An 18,468-nucleotide genomic window follows, 5' to 3' on the forward strand; every position below is an offset into this window, starting at 1 on the left:
CGCTTGCTTTATTTACAGTGAGGGTTTAACAAGACTGGAGGTTTCTATATGACAATTGTATTTTTTATTCTGCTTGCTGTACTCGTCATTATCATTGTACGTTCGAGAAATCTTAGGGGGTATGGCCGTACAGGCAGAGTAAACGGACGCTTTTTCCAAAAGGTTGGCATGCCACCAACAAATCTGGTGCCATCAGGGCATCCCTGTGAACCGTTGGTGCGTCGACTGGAACAGTCCCTGCCATCTGACTATGAACACCAGCTTCGCCAGCGCGTATTAACCGAGCATGCTGAACTGAGCGAGGAAGAATGGGCTTGGCGCTGGATCGAGATGAAGCGCTATCTGCTGATGTGCGCCCTGTTCCGCCAAATGCCCATGTTCAGTTCAAGAGTAGATGATATCTGGCATGAAATGCTGATGTTCACCAGAGAGTACCAGCAGTTCTGTGATCGGTTCTATGGATATATGCTGCATCATTCTCCGCATGGCGGATCGCTATTCCAGCCCGATCAACGGGCACTGTTCGATTGGGCCTATGCGGAATTGTTCCCGATTACAAGGGCCAATGCCTATGTATGGGCAGGATTTTTCCAGTATCCACTGGATAAGGATATGATGAACAATATGCTGGCGTTTAACCCGCATCAGGCAGAGTATTCGCTATTTAATGGAGCGGCTTATACGAATATTCCGGAGGCACGGGATGGTATCGATTATCTGATTCAGCGCTTCCGCGCTCACAGTCAGGCGGTACTCGACCGTATCCCACCTAATTCGCGTACAGATCGCTCGCGCCAGGATAGCAGTGCAGACAGCAGCTATGTACCTGCATATGCAGATAGCTATGGACTCGGTACAGCAAGTGCGGCAGCTGTCTATTATTCTCATGACAATCCATGGAGTTTCAGTTCCGTGATGAATCCCCATCTCCCACCAGATGTGCAGCAGCAGTATAACAACTCGGGTTCTTCATGTGGTACCGGGTATTCGGCAACGAATGATACGTACGGCCATCACTCCCATCATGGACACGATCATTCTTCGGGAAGTTCGTGCAGCAGCAGTTCATGTAGTGGTGGAAGCTCTTGCAGCAGCGGGGGGAGTTCCTGTGGTGGAGGCGGCGGTGAATAACTGCTGCTGATGCTGTTAATACTATGTGTTATCATTTATTACTTTGAGAACTTTAGCAAAATAAATAACAAAAGGACACTGATGATCTTATTTGATCACAAGTGTCCTTTTCTATAATCTATCCTCTTATTCGGCGGGTAATCTCGCATTTCCCAGCTTGATCCAACCATTGGATTCATCGTAACCATTAATATCAGCTATTATCTCTACGCCTGGGTAAATATTTTTCGTTTGAGCATTCTGAGCAAATTCATCATAAGAAGCCAAGCCGGGATATTTGGTGTGATTCAATCGTACGATTATTCCTTGGGGATATATGACTTCGATCATGGCTTTTACTTCTTGTCCTATCCCATTTTCTTTTTTGGCATGTTCCCATTCACTCATATAATCGGCATTTAGTTTAATCCATTCATTTTCAAAATCTACCTTTTGTAATGAATCAAGCATAGGATCTTCTACATCAATAGGATGTTCGGCCATATAAAATTGAGATTCTCTTTGGTTGGATAATTTGGGATTTTTGCTGTGTTCCTTAACTATTTGTCTATATACAATGCCTTTAGTATCTGATTCATAGTACCATTCGTCGGCAAGTTCTTTATAGATAAAATAAAGCATGGATAGCCTCCTCTTTCCTCCCGAGCACCAGAAATTTTGAAAAGCACCCTACTGATTAAATAGGGATAATATATCTGTTGCTCAATACTTTACATCAAATAAAGTTATTTTATCCGAAAAAATCTTTACAAAGCTTCCAGAAGGAATAGAACTTTTTATCTCCAGGGAGATTATAGATTCTCCCAACCTTAAAATGGCATATCCATCCTCTTCAATCGATTCGAGATAACCTGTCAGATAGACTACTCTCCACATATAAAACGTCTATTTTGATCTAGTGATATATATTTAAATAAACATAAGTAAAAAGACTTCTGTTTATAATATAGAAGTCTTTTTTTGATGTAGTCTTCATTCCATTAACGCATGGATACCTAGTCTATAGCTTTAGATTATGCTCCTGAAGATTTTTTTAAACACTTTTCGTTTCATCCAAATCTTTTTATAGTGATGGACTTAGTTCATTTAGGTCACAAGATGTACCCCTTCGATTTAGTACGATTTCCAATATAAAATTTAATGATTTTTACTGTTTTACTATAGCGAATAGAACACTCTGTATTTGTCATTCAGTCAAAAATTCTTAAACATATTTGTGAGACTTGTGATACATTACAGCTCTGAAAAGAAAAATAAAGGATCTTCAAGCGATTAAAACTGCTCAAAGATCCTTTAGTCTAATCTATACGTTTACTACATTTCTAAAATCAACTTATATTTAATTTTTTGACACTCTTATCCACTTCGACACGTTCAGCTGCTGCTTGCGAAGGGAAAGAATCATTGATAGTTCCCGTCGTTTTAACCTTGATCTTATCTCCCAATTGAATATTCTTAGCAGTAGCTTCTGGAATACTTATCCACATTGCATCAGGATCGGCTGTTTTGAGGATTTGATCAACGGTATGGTTATTCATACTTGCAGCTTCTACCCCCCATGCCATTAAATATTGGTGGCCACCTTGCATGTCTTTTTTATAATCAATGACATATCCTTCAAATTGCCAATTTTCTTTTTCCTGATCTTGTTTTATTGCCATTTCCTTCTCCGAGGCTATGTTATTTTGATTTGAACAAGCAATCAAAAGAAAAATACAACAAAGTAAAATAGACGTTATTTTTTTATACACCCTTTAAGCTCCTCTCTTATTTGTAAAATAATTCCATATATCTTTAGACGGAATAATTTCAAATAAGTTGCAGGATACTACCATGTTTTAGGCGTTAACCCTAATCTCTTTGTTACATTACCTACATGACTATACACTCCATAATAATTTCCACCAGTTTCAAATCTTCCTTTATTTACTCCCATAAGCGTGTTACGATGAAAAACCGTTCCCCCACTATCTCCACCAGTACTATTGTAAGAAGCTAATCTTAAATTATTGAACCAAACTTCACCAATATTGGGATTATTCCAAAACATACTACTATTTTTACTTTGTAGCGGTCCACATGAACTGGATTCTCCACGGTTTCTACCTGACATACATACAGTTTGACCAATAACATCATTATCAGGTGTCTCTACTCCAGTAAGAGTAAATACTTCATTATAGACATAGTTGCTTAAAAGAGTATTCGAACTAACTCGAATGGCTACAGCATCTGCATCATTACCATAATGGGATATATTACTACGTGTGCCTATATAACTCCCACCTTGATAAATGCCGATATTTTCACCATACCAACAATGGCCTGCAGTAATAACATAAGGATTTGAATTAGAGTCAATAGCTGAATATCCTAAAGAACATTCTCCGCTAGTGGATGCTTCCCTACCTAAAGTGATTCCACCCTGTAAAGGCCTAATCGTACTGGTTCGTGCAAGATCCTCTGTTTTGTAAGAGTCATCTAAAAGATCAAAGCTGAATACTGATTTGTCGTAACCTGTTATAGACTCTAGTTCATTTTGTAAAGCTGAAATTTTATCTGCTGTATCTAAAAGACCGATCGCGATATGTTGATCAACAAAATCTAAACTAACATATTTCACATTAGCAATAGGTGTCAATTCATTAATATGATCAGAAACAATATTTGTTAATTTATTTAATTCTTCTTCTGTATATGTAGCTTGATATACCGAAATGGGTATACTGTCATCTGCAACTCTTTCTAAATCTTTGATTACGTTACCTTGATTTGATCTTAAAGATACAGCAGATGAAGTATTTTTAAATCCTACATGTATTTTCCCGTTGTCTTTCTGATCAATATATATTCCTACAAAATCATTTTTCAAACTGGGATTTGAATCAATATACTTTCTGATTTCCGGGATTGTAAGATCTTGTGCTTCAAACCTAGCAGTAAGTTCTTGTTCTTCAAGTGGAGACAAATAGATTCCGTATTTGTTTGAAATCCTCATCTCATTACTTGTTTTTAAAATCGAGGCCTTAGTATCAGGTAAGCCATATTGTTTTCTTTGCTCAATCGCCTGGTGTAGCTGTTCAGATTCCAAACTTTGAGATTCTTGAGCATGAATAATGGCTGGGAAAGCAAACATCAAAGATAATAACGAAATATAAAGCAAATTCCTTATAATCATTTTCTGCATGATACTCCTCCTAATGGTAATTTGTATTCAAACTAAATTTTACATTATTATCAAAATAAAGAAAATTATGTAAGTATTTAAATATATTAATGATATGAAAAAATTGTTTACATTGAATAAAGCTGATATTTGTAATTAAGAATAATGGAAAACCATATTCATCATTTTAGCCTGTAAAATTGCTTATCAACAGATTGAGAACTCAACAGACACATGCTAAAATCAAGAACAAAAGTTCCCAACAACACGTTATCGTTTCACGCTGCCCCTTCTGCTTGTTACTATTCCAAAAACTCTATATCTTAAGAACGATATAACGAAGATATTATTTTAAATATAATCACAAGCAGATATGAAGATGGATTTAATAACACTGGGAGCCATCGGGTGATTCACATCCCTGATCATCACATCGTAAAAGGATGATGATCTATGGCGACCTTTCATAAACTTCCGAGTTGTAAATGGCAAGCACGCGTTTCTCGCGATGGCAAAGAACAGAGTATTGGAACGTTTCGTTCCAAAAAAGAAGCAGAAATCGAAGCCCATCGGGTAGAAGAGCGAATTTACTATGGACATATTCTCAATCAACCTCATCTCTTGTTTGAAGAAATGGTCGATTCATGGTTTCGCCACAAACAAAACGAATTAAAATACTCTAGTGCAGAACAGCTAGAAGTCACATCGCGACTTCATATCTTACCTCGATTTGGTAATATGAAATTATCCAAAATTTGTCGATTAGATGTGAAAGAATGGATACAAGATTGCGTTGATCAAGGATATGCCTCTAAAACGTGTGACAAATACCTCGGTACGCTAAAAAGCATTTTTCATTTCTGTATTCATGATTTGGAAATTTTAGAAAAGAATCCGGCAGATCGTCTGCGTGTTCCGATCAAGGATGCCGTCGATTCGAATCGAAAAGTGAAATACTTTACCTATAATGAACTTCATCAGCTTTTAGAGTTCATGAAGCAGTATAAACCCAAACGCTTCAAAAATTATCCGCTGTACTACACTCTGATGTTATTTTTAAGTCGTAGCGGCTTGCGGATCAGTGAAGCGCTTGCTTTGTGCTGGGATGATCTATCTTGCAATCGATTGACCATTGAGCGCCAAACGAACCGGGATAAAAACAATCTGCTCACAATTACGTCACTGAAAAGTTATTCTTCGTATCGTACCATTCAACTAGACGATGACTTGCTTTACTATTTAGAACAATTTAAAGAAATCCAAAAGAAGATCGTCTTAAACCCACATGGAGATAACTTAATATTCCAAAATGGATGGGGCCAATATTTAATGCCTTTGGTTGTTCGAGAAGCATTTGAGTCTTATTGCAAACAAGTGGGCGTAGAATATAAAGGAACGCATGGCTTTAGACATACTCATGCAGTCTTGTTATTAGAATCTGGCGCAAGCTTACTTTATGTATCCCGTCGACTAGGTCATCGAACCATTAAAACAACTACCGATACGTACCTATCGATCACGAAAAAAATCGTAATTTGCTCGTTTCGCTATGCATATCCTATCATTACATATGTTGCTTCGTTAGCATACGATTAAGATAGGTTTAATCCATTACTATTTTTAGCATTTTTTTAATCTGTATAAAATAAAGAAGAGAGTATTCTAAAGACGTTATGCACTATACAAGAGAGTAAAAGAAAGACCTTGAGGATTCTCAAACTCAAGGTCTTATAAGATTATTCATTATGGCTGCAGTTTAGACTTATACAAAATCCTTTCAAATAATTGCTTCTTCGGTTATTCCGCACTTTATAACATCCATTAAGAAAAGCGGGTAAATTATAGCTGCTATACATTGATAAACCCTATAATTGTGCTAAAATCAAGCATAATAACTCTGAATATAGGAGGTGGCTGGCTTAATCTATCTTAATAAAAACAGATGATTCTATCATCAGTTAAAACAAAGTGAAAATAACACTATACATATCTAACAATCATTAAAACCAAAGAAAATGAACAACAATGTGTTACGGATTATATTTCTTTATAATCTTGGTTGGCACGAAATCGGCACGCCGCTCAAATCAGCTCTTTGCAACACCTTAGTAAGGTTATGTTCATTCATCTATTCGTGGGCAACATTATTCTAATCTTGTATACATTGATTCATCGAAAAACCCTTATCCGCTTTATCATCCCACTACCCAACGGAGGATTACACACATTATGGCACGCACCTGGTTCCCCCGACTTCAAGGCAATAGCCGCGGCTGCCTTGCTTTTGAACCCTTTTTTCTGATTCCCTACAGCATGGTTATGACCTATGCTACCTTGTACATGTATGAACTTGGTGTAAGCGAGACGGCTATTGGTTGGATTACGACACTCAGTCTGATTGTACAGGTATTCTCGTCTTTTATCAGCGGTTATCTGACCGATCGGATGGGTCGTAAAAAGGCCGTATTGTATTTTGATCTATTAAGCTGGAGCCTCGCTGCTATTTTATGGGCAGTCTCGCAAAATGTCTGGTTTTTCGTTGCCGCTGCACTGGTGAACGGGTTTCAGCGTGTGCCTTCCACTGCTTTTTATTGTCTGGTCGTTGAAGATACGAAGCCCACAGATCGTACATATGTCTTTACCCTGCTGCAGATTATTAGTGTGATTGGCGGTTTGTTTGCTCCACTGGGTGGTCTGCTGGTATACGCCTATGGCCTGGTACCCGGTACGAGAATTATGTATGCGCTCGCATTCCTACTTATGACATTCCAATTTGTTGGCCGTCATCTGACTACCCGGGAGACTGAGATGGGCTACCGTAAAATGAAAGAAACCCGTGAACTGGGCTTAAGCAAAAGCCTGATTGATTACGCGGGAGCGATCAAGGAGATCACCGCCAGCAAAACGCTGCTACTAATCTTCAGCGTCTATGTATTGTTTAACTTTCAGACTACGCTCAAGACAACGTATCTCTCACTCTACATGGCCGATTATCTCAATGTAGACAGCGATCTGATCTCGCTTGTGCCTGCAGTGTCTTCAGTCGTGATGCTGCTGGTACTCTGGCTGCTTACACCGCGTATTCCGGAACAGGCTATTTACAAGTCCATGATGGCCGGATTCCTGCTGTCGGTATTGTCCAATCTGATGCTGGTGATCGGGCCGATTACGAATCTGGGATGGATTGCTGCCAGTACCGTAATAGCTGCTGTCGGCATGATGATCAGTTCTCCTTATCTGGAAGCTGCTGTCGCCAATGCCATCAATGATGAAAAACGAGCCAAGATTTTCTCGATGCTATCTGTGCTGATTCTGCTGATCACTTCACCTGCAGGTATTATTGGCGGCTGGGCATATACGTTTGATCCGCGTATTCCGGTTTGGCTAATTATTCTTGCTTTTGGAGCAGCATATCTATTAATTATGCGCTACCAGAACCGCAATATGCAAAATGCGCTATAAGAGCCGGCTAACATTGATAAGTCTGACCCAAGTATGCCAAGTATGCCAAGTATGCCAAGTATGCCAAGTATAAGAATGATAATCTAATTCTTAATAATGAAGCAGCACCACTCTCTATACATAAAAAGTGCGCCGTAGCCTGTTGAACAGGTAACTGCGCACTTTTTATATAAAATGATCCCATCTCTGCTATGAGAAGTACCTATACATCCTATTTACTTGGACTGTGTTTTGCCGGTAAGCAGGTCTATCGCATTTTGTCCGATCTTCTCAGCAGGTGTAATTCCGCGGAAACGGGTCCAGATATCGCGGTCTACCATATACACCTGATTGTTTTTGACAGCTTTGAGGTTGTTCCATACCGGCAGTTTTTTCCACTCATTCGTAATCGCTTCGGAGTCGTCTGTAGCGATAAAGATAATATCTGGGTCAAGTGAAGTAATGGTCTCCAGATTGGTATCCGGATACGGGTCAGCGCTTGTCCCCTTCACCACGTTATCAAAACCAAGATCCTGCAAAACAGCGCCGGCATAAGATGCGGTCGTATGAGCATTGAATCCATCTTTGCGCGCCACACCAATCAGCACTCTTTTTTCTTTGAGGGTATCGGCCTGTTTTTTGAGACCAGCCATAATCTGGTCATGCTGTTGCAGACGCTGTTTGGCTTCGTCTTCTTTGCCTACAGCTTTGGCAATCACTTCAAAATCCTTCAGGCTGTCTTTGTATGATCCTTTGCGGCTGTTCAATACGATTGTAGGAGCAATCTGATCGAGCTGCTGCTTGATTTTGGAATGACGGTCGGTATCTGCAATAATCAAGTCAGGTGCTACACCAGCAATTTTCTCCAGGTCTGGCGTCTCCCGTTCACCCATCGGCATATACTCAATCGATTTGCCGGCCAGCTTGTTCATCGCTTCCGGTTTGTTATCGTCGGCAATACCTACTGGCGTAATCCCCAGTGCCAGCAAATCATCGGCAAAAGACCATTCCAGAGCGACTACATTTTTGGCAGGAACCTGGAGTGTAGTGCTGCCCATATCATGCTCTATTGTAATCGCGGATGCTGCCGGAGCAGCAGAATATCCGCTGTTTGGTGAAGTTTCTGTACTTTGTGCAGTATTTCCACAACCAGCAAGAATAGCTGTGCATGTGCCTGCAACGAGCAGACTTTTGATCCATTGATGCATTTTCATAATGTAATTCTCCTTCATATGTAGACTTGATTAGATGATAATGATAATTATTATCAACTTTTATAGTATAGTGGTTTATCGCTTTAAAGTAAACCTTCATCCCAACAACTTTTTGTTTTGTTACTTTTACAGTTATATGCTATTGTTCGATATATCATTCGTTTGATTTATCGTTTCGCAATATAAATAAAGGATGTCTGTAAAGGTACCAGACATCCTTCTTTCCAGTAATAGAGCTCTGCATCTATCACTCAATCACCTTAATCCTATCTATTCAAATAATTTGAAGCAGAATCCTTACACTCTCACCTTGCGCTGATGGACTACTTTGGACCAGCGCTCCAGGCTGTGTTCCACATCACTGATCCGCAGCGGTTTTGGAATAAAATCTTCCATGCCGCTTTCGATACAGAGCTGACGCTCTTCTTTGCGGGCAAAAGCGGTTACTGCAATAATAATAGGCTGGTGATTCAGTTCATCCATGCGGCGAATATGACGTGTCGCCTGAAGACCATCCATATGAGGCATATTCACGTCCATGAAGATGAGATCATAGTTCTCCTGGCTGACTGCAGTAATCGCTTCCTGACCGTTATAGACTAGATCTGGCTGGTAGCCTTTTTTGGTCAGAATGGTACGCAGCAGCTTTTGATTGATCAGATGATCTTCAGCAATCAGGATACGAAGTGCTCCATAGGTTCCTTTATCCTGCTCTTCTGCCGGCAATTGTTCAGGGAGCGTCGTGCTAAGTCCTGTATAATCTTCTACATTCAGCATTAGTGTAAAAGAGAAGATAGAACCTTGTCCTTCCTGGCTCTCCATCTGAACGTCTCCGCCCATCAGTTCAATAATTTTTTTGCAAATCGATAGACCGAGTCCGGTGCCCCCATGCCTCGCTGTACCAATCTGCGAAAAAGGCTGGAACAGCTTGGCCTGCTGATCGATAGGGATGCCCATGCCGGTATCCTGAACAACAAATTCGATCATAATCAGACTGCAGTCGGGGTGCGGCTTTCTCTGTACTGACAGCATCACACCACCTACATCAGTGAATTTGACCGCATTCCCGACCAGATTGATCAGCACCTGGCGCAGACGGTTGCCATCGCTAATAATAGATTCAGGCAGTGTAGGATCCACTCTTGTATTCAGGGTGATTTGTTTGTCCAAGGCAGGCTTTTCGAATAATTCAGTAATCTGTTCCAATAGCTCCTGCAGATGAACAGGTTCATATTCGAGCTCCATCCGCCCGGCTTCGATTTTGCTGAAATCAAGCAGTTCATTGACTATTTTCAGCAGTGCATTGCTGCTATTCATTACAATATCTGCATATTCCTGCTGCTCTGTTGTTTCCAGAGTATCACGAAGCAGATCCATCATACCGATCATGCCATTCATCGGCGTGCGAAGCTCATGACTGATAATGGCCAGGAATTCGGACTTGGCACGATCCGCCTGTTCTGCTACTTCCCGTGCCTGAATAATCTTGTTCTCTTCGGTTCGGTCACGGATCACTACTACTGCTCCTATACGCTTACCATGATCAATGATCGGTGTTACCTGATAGGAAGCGAGAAAGCTGGTATTGTCTTTGCGCCAGAGTACCGCTTCGTCACGCTGGCGAGTCTCTCCCTGCAGCAGCGCATCCAGTATAGGCGTGCTCCCAGACAGATTGGGACTACCGTCCGGTTCGCTCTGCTCCATATGATGCAGCAACTTGAGCCCCAGCATCTCCCCTTCTTCGTAACCGAACATTTTCACTGCTGCCGGGTTGACAAACGTAGTCTGTCCAGCCAGATCGATACCGAATATCCCTTCGGACACCGAACCCAGAATCAGCTTTTGTTCATTGCTCAATTTGTAGATTTTGCCCAGATTCTTTTTGCTTTCGGTGATATCCTGAACGATCGCATAGACACCGACCAGCTCATCGCCTACATAGATAGGAACATTGGTTACTTCGACATCAACGAGATGTCCATCTTTGTGAATGGTTCGCAGTTCGTACAGCCGTGTCTGTCCCTGCTTGGCCTTTTCAAAATTGGACTTGGTCCATTCCAGATCTTCGGCATAGACGATCGATTCAAATGAACTGCGTTTCAGTTCTTCCTCTGTATATCCAAGCATCCGCTGAAAGCTGGCATTTGCCGATAAATAATACCCTTCCAGACTCAGTGCATGTATACCCAGCGGATTGAATTCGAACAGGGACTTGTATCGGCTTTCGCTTTCTTTCAGCCTGCGTGCCTGTTCCCGTCTTTCATGAATATTCCGGGTGACACCAATAATATATTCCCGTTCTCCCTGCTCATTATAGATATATCTGCAGGTGCTCTCGACCCAGATATAAGATCCACTTTTGAGAAGGTAACGGTAACTGACTGCATCGGATGCATTCGTCAGCTTGCCGTGACCGATATTCTCCAGATAATCCCGTACATGGGGCAGATCATCGGGATGAATATAACTCAATCCATCGGTACCCATCACTTCTTCTACTGTGTAGCCAAATAAAGGCTCACATGCCGGTGAAGCATATACATAAGTCGCTCCATAGTCTGCTTTGTGCTGGGATAAAAAGTCGGTCGTATGATTGGTCAGCAGCAGCAGCTGTCTTTCCCGATCCTGCAGCTGTTCTTCCATTTCTTTGCGTATGCTGATATCCCGAATAATGGCCAGCAGTTCAATTTCATTACCATCGATATCTTTGACCAGACGGCAAATGGCTTCTGCCCAGAAATAGGAGCCGTCTTTGCGCAGATTACGATATACAACTGTCACCGAGTGACTATCGATCAGCTCGGATTTAATCTGATTGACGAGCTGCTCCACATCATCCGGATGCACATAGGAAAAACCGCTGGTTCCGAGCAGTTCATCCGGTCTATAGCCCATTAATTCTACACATGAAGGAGAAACGTCCAGATAGGCGGAACGCTCGTCCAATGAATGACGACTGATGAGGTCACTGGTGTAATTCATAATACTTTGGTAATGATGCTTGATCTGTCGAAGCTCTGCGTATTCTTGACTGCTAATTGTTACTTCATTCATCCTCTATATACTCTCCCTCTTGATGGGCAAATCACTGCTTGACTGTCGTGTCTTCCGATCGCATATACAACAACACGGCTGCTTCCTACATATGAATCATTGTAGAAAAACAGCCGTATGTCGTCTTGTTCAATAAAATAGCCATATTATGAATAATTAGTATATGCAGTTGAAATGAGCATGATCCGGTGAATACGCCAGCTTACTGCTGCGCTTCACGGTAGACATCCATATATTCTCTGGCAGAAGTCTGCCAGCTGTAATCTCCACCCATTGCATTTTTCATAACCTGCTTCCAATGCTTAGGCTGATGATAAAAGGAAAGCGCACGACGGATCGTATATAGCATATCATGTGCATTATAGGAATTGAAAGTAAAACCTGTACCTTCTCCTGTTATTTCATTATAAGAATGCACCGTATCATTCAATCCACCGGTTTCACGTACGATTGGAATACTGCCATAACGCAGAGCGAGCAGCTGGCTAATGCCGCATGGTTCGAACTTGGATGGCATCAGGAACATGTCGCTACCTGCATACATTCGGCGTGCCACCCCTTCACTGAAGCGGATTTCCGCTCCCAGATTGCTTGGATGACGATATACCGCTTCACGGAACCAGTCTTCATAAGCCGACTCTCCTGTACCCAACAGTACAAACTGCACATTATCATAATACAACAGTTCATCCAGTACACGGGTGATCAGATCCAGTCCTTTGGATTCGACCAGACGAGTGACCATGGAAATAACCGGTATCTTTGGATCAACCGGAAGTCCGAGTTCTTCCTGCAATGCCTTTTTATTTTCCAGTCGTTTGCTGGTGCCGCTGCGGTAATGGGAAGACAAATAAGGATCAGTAGCGGGATTATAGCTTTTGGTATCTATGCCGTTTACAATACCACGCAGCTTGCCACCCAGTGAGCGAAGCAGACCATCCAGACCATAACCGTAGTATGGCATTTTGATCTCTTCCGCATATGTAGGGCTTACTGTAGTTACCCTGTCAGCAAATACAATACCTGCCTTCATGTAACTTACATTGCCGTAATATTCTACTCCTTCAGCATGGAAATAACGATCATCCAGACCAAACAGGGACCATAATACGGAGTATGGGAATGTTCCCTGGTAAAGCAGATTATGAATAGTAAATACAGTACGTATATTCGAGTAGAAAGGAACCGATTGATACTGGGCTTTAAGCAGCAGCGGGATCATGCCTGTGTGCCAGTCATGCGAATGAATAATATCAGGCTGGAAATCTATGGCCGGCAGAATATCCAGAACCGCTCTACTAAAGAAAGCAAACCGTTCTGCATCATCTCCATAGCCATATACACCGTCACGTCCGAAATAATATTCATTGTCCAGAAGATAGAAAGTGATTCCATCCTGCTTGAACTGCTTGATGCCGCAGTACTGACTGCGCCAGCCAATTTGTACCTGAATCACAGTTACCAGTGTGGCCTGGTTACGTACGGATTCACTGATACTTTTGTAATTGGGCATCACAACGCGGACATCGCATTTTTCCTTTTTCAGAGCTGTAGGCAGAGCTCCAATAACATCAGCCAGACCTCCTGTTTTGATAAAAGGGTTGGCCTCGGCTGCTGCAAATAAAATATTCATCCTTATATCCTCCCTAACTTAAATTGGTCTGTATGGTAAAAAGGTATAGTAGAGCGGGAATAATACGGAATAATCAGACCTTTTTGCGTCTGGCTGTACTCCGTTTGATGATAATTGCACTAAGTGGCGGCAGATTCAGCATAATACTATTCTCCTGGCCATTCCACTCGATTTTCTCGGAGGGAGCTGTCTGGATCGTTCTACCACCTGTTCCACCGAATCTGGGTTCATCACTGTTCCATATTTCCGTATAGGTTCCGGATTTGGGAACGCCTATACGATAATTGACACGTGGTACCGGCTGGAAGTTGATAGCAATCAGCAGCGTGTCCGAAGGTTTTTTGCCTTTGCGCATATAGGTAATCACACTATTTTGCGCATCATCTGCATTTAACCACTCATACCCTTCCCAGTCGTGATCACGTTCCCAAAGTGCAGGTGAATTCAGATACAACTGATTAAGCTCGCGGGTATAATTTTGTGCTTTTTGATGCATTTCATAATCCAGCAGCAGCCAATCCAGCTGATCCTGATCTTTCCACTCGATAAACTGACCGAATTCACCGCCCATAAACAACAGCTTTTTGCCGGGATGCGTCATCTGATAAGCGAGCAGCAGGCGAAGACCGGCAAATTTTTGTTCATAGGTACCCGGCATTTTGTCCAGAAGCGACTTTTTGCCGTGAACCACTTCGTCATGCGATAACGGCAGTGTGAAATTCTCCGAATAACCATAGACGAGTGGGAAAGTCAGCCGATTATGCTTGGAAGGTCTGGCTTCAAACGAAGCTTCTACATAGTCCAGCGTATCATTCATCCAGCCCATATTCCATTTATAGTTAAATCCAAGACCATTTTCATGTGCAGGTTTGGTTACGCCTGGCCATGCGCTTGATTCTTCTGCCATCATCAGTGCATACGGATGATACTGGAAAATCGTCTTGTTCAACTGCTGTAAAAAAGAGATCGCCTCCAGATTTTCCACACCGCCGTGCTGATTGGGCTTCCAGCCTCCGCCTTCGCGTTCAAAATCAAGCCGGATCATACTGGTCACTGCATCTACCCGCAATCCGTCAAAATGATATACGTCCATCCAGTATAGTGCACTGGAGATCAAGAAGCTGCGAACTTCCGGTTTACCAAAGTCAAAGGATAATGTCCCCCATCCGTGCTTTTCTGCCCGGTCGGGATCGGCATATTCATACAGAGGCGTACCATCAAACATACGCAGACCATGTGCATCCTTGGTAAAATGTCCCGGTACCCAGTCCAGCAATACGCCGATCCCAGCCTGATGACAGGTGTCCACAAAATACATCAACTCCTGCGGCGTACCAAAACGGCTGGTTGGCGCAAAGTATCCTGTACTCTGATATCCCCAGGATAGATCATAAGGATGCTCGGTGAGCGGCATCAGCTCCACATGCGTATATCCCATATCCACCAGATAAGGCACCAGCAGTTCGGCCAGCTCTGTATAGCTGTACAAACTGCCATCTTCTTTTTGACGCCATGTGCCAAAATGCATTTCGTAAATATTGAGGGGCCGCTGATAAGGAAGGCGACGCTTGCGCTTCCAGGCGGCGTCTTTCCATTTGTAGCCTTCGAGCGACTTAACGACCGAAGCTGTAGCCGGACGCACTTCGGCATGAACTGCATAAGGATCCGCTTTGAAGAAGACTTCGCCACTTGGTGAAGTAATTACGTATTTGTATATAGTTCCCTCGAAGATCCCGGAGACAAATCCGCTCCATACCCCCGATTGATCCAATTTATGTAAAGGATATTCCTCGGCATTCCAGTTATTCCAGTCCCCTGCCACACTCACCTGCTGAGCATGAGGAGCCCATACTGTAAATCTTACACCTTTCTGCCCTTCTTCGGATGTTAAATGAGAGCCAAATTGACGATACGTATGATAGTTGGTTCCCTCATGAAAAAGGTAAATTTCGTCTGCAGTAGGTAATTTATATTCCGTATATTTTTGTACCAAAATATCACCTCCACTAGTAGTAAACACCGCCGAAGCTTGCTGCCGATAAGGCTATAAGCTTTTAACCTTGATTATTACCCCATTTTAGCATGATTGAAAATAGGCAGTCACTGTAAATTATGTTTCTTCATCTTATGGCTCAAAACAGGGGAACAGAATGGCTCAAAACAGGGGAACAGAATGGCTCAAAACAGGGGAACAGAATTTCGGCATTGATAATATTTTACAATCCTGTTGTTTCAAGGGCTATGTCACAGGTTTATAAAACTAATACATTGTCAACTGAGCGTTGTCATGAAAATGGGAGGGAAAACGACATGAAAAATACAAACAAAGAATGCGTCGCTATGTTGCTGGCCGGAGGTGAAGGACGTAGATTAGCACCTCTGACGTCCATTGTTGCGAAGCCTGCCGTACCATTCGGCGGAGACTACAAAATTATCGATTTTCCTCTTAGCAACTGTGTGAATTCCGGAATTGATACCGTGGGTGTACTGACTCAATATGAGGCGGAATCGTTGCACGATCATATTGGTCAAGGAGATTCCTGGTCCACAGATGCAATAAAAATGAACATTACCCTGCTGTCTTCCGAGACAACAGGCGAATATATGGGCACAGCGGATGCCATTTACAAAAACCTGGAATATATTGATGCCTTGAATCCGGAAAACATTCTGGTTCTATCCGGCGATCATATTTACCATATGGACTACACTGAAATGCTGCAGTCCCACAAAGACAATAATGCCAAAGCAACCATCTCCGTGGTGGAAGTACCATGGGAAGAAGCGAGCCGCTTTGGTGTAATGAGCGTGGACGATAGCATGATGATTACCAAATTCTCCGAGAAACCGGCTGATCCGGAAAGTAATCTGGCTTCCATGGGAATTTATGTGTTTGATTGGCAGTACCTGAGACAGCATCTTGTTGCGGATGCTGCCAAAGCGAACTCCAATCATGACTTTGGTAAAGACATCATTCCACAAATGCTGGCAGATGGCGAGAAAGTGGTTGCTTACGAATTCCTCGGCTATTGGAGAGATGTAGGTACAATCAACAGTCTGTGGGAAGCTCATATGGATATCCTGGAGCACAGCAAGCAGTTTGAACTGAAAAGAACAGACTGGCCAATGTTCTCAGCCGATCTGGAGATCGCTCCTGATGTTCAAAATGTTGACGCTCCTGATTGCTCCATGATCAGCAGTAAAGCGGTTCTGGAAGGTAGTGTACAGCGTTCAGTTGTATTTAACGATTCCACGATCAGCAAACAAGCTGAAGTGATCGAGAGTGTTATCATGCCAGGTGCATTTATCGGCAAAAATGCGCATATCGAATATGCAATTATCGCCGAAGGTGCAGTGATCAAAGATAACGCAATCGTTCAGGGTACCAAGGACGAGATCAAAGTAGTAGCTCCTTACGAAACAGTATATGCAAAACCATCTGTTCGTACCCAGCCTGCTATGCTGCTCAAAGAAGTATATGACAAATCCGGACGCGTACGTGCTGGCGGTATTTCTTCTTAATAGCTGGCATCCACTCATACAACAACATTGAACGAAATATAAAGCAAAAAGGCGGAGCATATGCTCCGCCTTTTTTGTATGCTATGTGCAAGGTATACAAACCGTTATAACTCTCACAACTGGGTGTATAGAGTACATTATAATAATCTATTCTATCCTCATACTCCAGTTATTCTTTACCCTAGAATGTATACATGTTCTGTACGATCTAATCCTGTCGTTATAATATCTTGGCAGGACGACTCGTATGCCATTCTTCTTCCAGCATACTCATCTCACATAGATTATAATATTGGTTATTTTGATACAATGCATCACGCATCAAGCCATCCTGCTGAAACCCAATCGATTCATACAGGGATTTGGCCTGCGTATTATAATCCAGTACTCCCAGCGTTATACGATGCATCCCCAGGGTATCAAATCCGATTCGTAGCGCTTCCTGGATCATCTGGCGACCATAACCTTTTCCTCTTGCTTCATGATCCCCTACCAGTACACGGGATAGACGAGCTGAACGATGTTCCCGATCCATACGGGTCAACGCAATATGTCCTACTGTCCGATTATTGGTGCGGTCGATAGCTGTATAGATCAGTCGATCTGAATACAGCGGATGATTGGCATCCTGTAGATAAGCATCCAAATCAGCTATCTTCAGGGGATGATGCCACTGCGGACCACTCCACTGCATCAGAAATTCGGCATCACCTGACCAGTGTATCAACTGTTCATAATCATTAGCTGTAAAATACTGCAGCCGGATCTCATGGTCACGGGCAGGCGGCAGTTTCTCATACAAATTGGCCAGCTTACCATTAACGTTATGCGTGCCCATATAGCGGAAATTATGCTGTTGATAAAATCGGTTCAATGGTAGTAGATCCGCCATGCAATCCAGGCGCAGCCCTTTGCTTCCCTGACGCTCTGCATACTGCTCCGCCCATCTCAACATCGCAGGTCCCAGTCCAATAGAACGGAAGCGTGACGATACAGTCAATCGGTGCAAATACACATACTGCTCATCGTTTAAATGCTGCCAGTAATCAGCATCTCCCTTTTGCAGGGTGAACATGCCTGCAGGCTCTCCTGCCACTTCCGCCATATAGACTTCACGCTCTACAAAATAGCTGTGAATCAGCTTTGTTGTAAACTGTTCTCTTCTCCACTGCCCAATCCCTCTTGCTTCCATCCAGTCTGCTGCTTCGATCAGAAAATGTCTAACACGCTCCTGCTCATCCAGCTCTGCTCTGCGAATATGGACAGCTTCTCTGGTTGCTGACAGATTCATCATTCCGCCTCCCTGT

Annotated in this window: 12 protein-coding genes; 4 read left to right on the forward strand and 8 right to left on the reverse strand. The window is 42.6% G+C overall.

Annotation, left to right across the window (positions count from 1 at the left end):
• Positions 1-48: 48 nt before the first annotated feature.
• On the forward strand, positions 49-1,131 hold the full coding sequence (locus H065_RS25480; protein WP_017812406.1) for a UCP032817 domain-containing protein: 1,083 nt from the start codon (positions 49-51) through the stop codon (positions 1,129-1,131).
• Positions 1,132-1,257: 126 nt separating this feature from the next.
• Here the strand turns inward: H065_RS25480 and H065_RS0107450 are convergent, their stop codons facing one another.
• The 3 genes from H065_RS0107450 to H065_RS0107460 all read right to left on the reverse strand — a co-directional run bounded on the left by H065_RS0107450 (position 1,258) and on the right by H065_RS0107460 (position 4,318).
• Positions 1,258-1,752, reverse strand: a complete 495-nt coding sequence (locus H065_RS0107450; RefSeq protein WP_017812407.1) for a hypothetical protein — start codon at positions 1,750-1,752, stop codon at positions 1,258-1,260.
• Between the two features lie 707 nt (positions 1,753-2,459).
• Complete coding sequence (locus tag H065_RS0107455; protein WP_017812408.1) at positions 2,460-2,882, reverse strand: DUF3221 domain-containing protein; 423 nt, start codon at positions 2,880-2,882, stop codon at positions 2,460-2,462.
• 77 nt (positions 2,883-2,959) lie between these two features.
• Positions 2,960-4,318, reverse strand: a complete 1,359-nt coding sequence (locus H065_RS0107460; RefSeq protein WP_017812409.1) for a S1 family peptidase — start codon at positions 4,316-4,318, stop codon at positions 2,960-2,962.
• Between the two features lie 432 nt (positions 4,319-4,750).
• On the opposite strand from H065_RS0107460, the gene H065_RS0107465 reads away from it, so the two are divergent.
• Positions 4,751-5,893: a tyrosine-type recombinase/integrase gene (locus H065_RS0107465; RefSeq protein WP_017812410.1), complete on the forward strand. Its 1,143-nt coding sequence runs from the start codon at positions 4,751-4,753 to the stop codon at positions 5,891-5,893.
• A 633-nt stretch (positions 5,894-6,526) separates the two neighbouring features.
• Positions 6,527-7,759: an MFS transporter gene (locus H065_RS0107470; RefSeq protein WP_017812411.1), complete on the forward strand. Its 1,233-nt coding sequence runs from the start codon at positions 6,527-6,529 to the stop codon at positions 7,757-7,759.
• 215 nt (positions 7,760-7,974) lie between these two features.
• Here H065_RS0107470 and H065_RS0107475 read toward each other — a convergent pair whose 3' ends face one another.
• The 4 genes from H065_RS0107475 to glgB all read right to left on the reverse strand — a co-directional run bounded on the left by H065_RS0107475 (position 7,975) and on the right by glgB (position 15,632).
• A complete protein-coding gene (locus H065_RS0107475) occupies positions 7,975-8,952 on the reverse strand; it encodes an ABC transporter substrate-binding protein (RefSeq protein ID WP_017812412.1) in 978 nt (325 codons plus the stop codon).
• Between the two features lie 297 nt (positions 8,953-9,249).
• A complete protein-coding gene (locus tag H065_RS25485) occupies positions 9,250-12,006 on the reverse strand; it encodes a PAS domain S-box protein (protein WP_017812413.1) in 2,757 nt (918 codons plus the stop codon).
• A 202-nt stretch (positions 12,007-12,208) separates the two neighbouring features.
• Positions 12,209-13,639 carry a glycogen synthase GlgA gene (gene glgA, locus H065_RS0107485; RefSeq protein WP_017812414.1) on the reverse strand — a complete coding sequence of 477 codons (1,431 nt, stop codon included), beginning with the start codon at positions 13,637-13,639 and terminating at the stop codon, positions 12,209-12,211.
• Positions 13,640-13,712: 73 nt separating this feature from the next.
• Positions 13,713-15,632 carry a 1,4-alpha-glucan branching protein GlgB gene (gene glgB / locus H065_RS0107490; protein ID WP_017812415.1) on the reverse strand — a complete coding sequence of 640 codons (1,920 nt, stop codon included), beginning with the start codon at positions 15,630-15,632 and terminating at the stop codon, positions 13,713-13,715.
• Positions 15,633-15,949: 317 nt separating this feature from the next.
• Here glgB and H065_RS0107495 point away from each other — a divergent pair, with 317 nt between their 5' ends.
• Positions 15,950-17,161, forward strand: coding sequence for a glucose-1-phosphate adenylyltransferase (locus tag H065_RS0107495; RefSeq protein WP_017812416.1), 1,212 nt, complete (start codon positions 15,950-15,952; stop codon positions 17,159-17,161).
• 220 nt (positions 17,162-17,381) lie between these two features.
• On the opposite strand, the gene H065_RS27830 is transcribed toward H065_RS0107495, so the two are convergent.
• On the reverse strand, positions 17,382-18,455 hold the full coding sequence (locus tag H065_RS27830) for a GNAT family N-acetyltransferase (RefSeq protein ID WP_193746762.1): 1,074 nt from the start codon (positions 18,453-18,455) through the stop codon (positions 17,382-17,384).
• Positions 18,456-18,468 lie beyond the last annotated feature (13 nt).

Source organism: Paenibacillus shenyangensis, from assembly GCF_000346635.1.
GTDB lineage: Bacteria > Bacillota > Bacilli > Paenibacillales > Paenibacillaceae > Saccharibacillus > Saccharibacillus dauci.